This window comes from Ideonella sp. P3_A4 (assembly GCF_056403075.1).
This window is the reverse complement of record NZ_JBFUGE010000899.1, coordinates 1-1,915: the sequence shown is the minus strand read 5'-3', so window position 1 is coordinate 1,915 and position 1,915 is coordinate 1. Positions and strand designations below refer to the sequence as shown.

Genomic DNA, 1,915 nt, shown 5'->3' with positions numbered 1-1,915 from the left:
GGCCAGCGGTGCGCCGATTACGCTGGAGGTGCCGCCCATCAGCGTGACGGCGCGGCCGTTGGCGCTTCGCCGCGCGCTCGGCAACCTGATCGACAACGGCCTGCGCTATGGCGGCCGCATCGAGATCAGCGCAGTGGTGGAGGGTGGGCAGGCCACGATCGAGATCCGCGACCAGGGGCCCGGCTTGCCCGAAGACTCACTGGAAGAAATCTTCGAGCCCTATGTGCGGCTTGAGCACGGCCGCGAGGCCTACCGCGAAGGCTCGGGGCTCGGCCTTGGCATTGCACGCCGCATTGCGCGCGACCATGGCGGCGACCTTCGGCTCATCAACCGCGAGGGCGGGGGATTGATGGCGCGGCTGAGTCTGCCGGTTGCGGATGCCAGCGGTTCTCCAGGCCAGGGCGTTGTCGCTGCCGGCGATGAATGACTGCATGCGACTCGCCGGGTACCGAGGAAAGCTACGTTCAGTATCCTTCGGCGATACTCGTGCCGTCCATCTGGAAGGTTCGCATGGCCGATGTGCGACCGTATGGTCTCAGCTCTTGGTCGCCTCATGCCCATCCTCAATGACGTTCACTCCCGGCTCAACCCGACCGACGTTCGCCGCGTCGTCCGACCAGCCGATCTATCCGCGCTGCAGGAGGTCGTTCGTTGCGCGGCGCGAGACGGAAACCGACTGAGCGTAGGTGGCGGTCGCCACGCCATGGGGGCGCAGCAATTCGCCGGCAACGAGATCCATGTGGACACGACGGCACTGACCGCCGTGCTGGCGACTGACGACGAGCACGGTTTGCTTCGAATCGAAGCCGGCGCGATGTGGCCCGCCATCATTGCTGCCACGCGGCGCATGTGCGCGCCCGGCGGAGGCCAGTGGGCCATTCGGCAGAAGCAGACGGGCGTCGACGACGTGACGCTCGGTGGCTCGATTGGCGCCAACGCACACGGCCGCGGTCTGCAGATGGCACCACTCGTGGAGGACATTGAAGACCTGAGTCTCGTCGACGCCAATGGCCAGCTGCTTCCGTGCAGTCGCAGCCAGAATCCGGAGCTCTTCTCGCTGGCCGTCGGAGGCTACGGTCTGTTCGGCATCGTCTATGCGGCCACGCTGCGGCTCACGCCGCGCCGCCGCGTGAAAYGCCTGGTGGACATCCTCGAGCTGCGAGACGCGATGCACGTCGTTCGTCGACGCATCGAGCAAGGGTGTCTGTATGGTGATTTTCAGTTCGTCATCGATGCACACGACCCCGCATTCCTGCAGCGCGGCGTGCTCGCCTGCTATGAGCCGATCGATGCGCCGTCCGGCGATGGGCAAGACCTCGACGATGGCCGCTCAGACCTGACAGCGGATGACTGGACGCGACTGTTGCGCCTCGCGCACGATGACAAGGCCGCCGCCTTCGTGCGCTATGCCCAGCACTATCTCGGCACACATGGGCAGGCCTATTGGGCTGACACGATGCAGCTCAGCACCTACCTGCCGTCGTATCCCGAATTCCTGGCGGCGACCGGCTCGTCAGAAGACGCCGTCACCGAAACGCTGGTGATCGGCGAACATTACATACCGCACGACAGCCTCGTGAGCTTCATGGAAGGGGCGGCTCAGGTGCTGCGGCACGTGGACGTGGAAGTGATCTACGGAACGATCCGGGCGATCCGGCAAGATGCGACGAGCTTCCTGCCCTGGGCCAAGGGCGATTGGGCCTGCGTGATCTTCAACCTGCGCACCCAGCACACCAGCGCGGGGCTGGAGCGAACGGCCGAGGCCTTTCGCCGTCTCGTGGATGTGGCGCTGTCGCTGGGCGGAAGCTTCTTCCTCACCTACCACCGCTACGCCACGCGCGAGCAGGTGCTGCAAGCCTACCCGGCGATGCCGGCCTTTCTGGCCGCCAAGCACCGCCACGACCCGCATGACCGG

Annotated in this window: 2 protein-coding genes; both read left to right on the top strand. The window is 65.8% G+C overall.

Translation table 11 applies throughout. The features are described 5' to 3' along the window. A partial coding sequence (locus AC1DYI_RS34210) for a sensor histidine kinase (protein ID WP_477208556.1) occupies window positions 1-427 on the top strand: 427 nt, incomplete at its 5' end. 102 nt (window positions 428-529) lie between these two features. Beyond that, on the top strand, window positions 530-1,915 hold a 1,386-nt coding region (locus AC1DYI_RS34205; RefSeq protein WP_477208555.1), incomplete at its 3' end, for an FAD-binding oxidoreductase.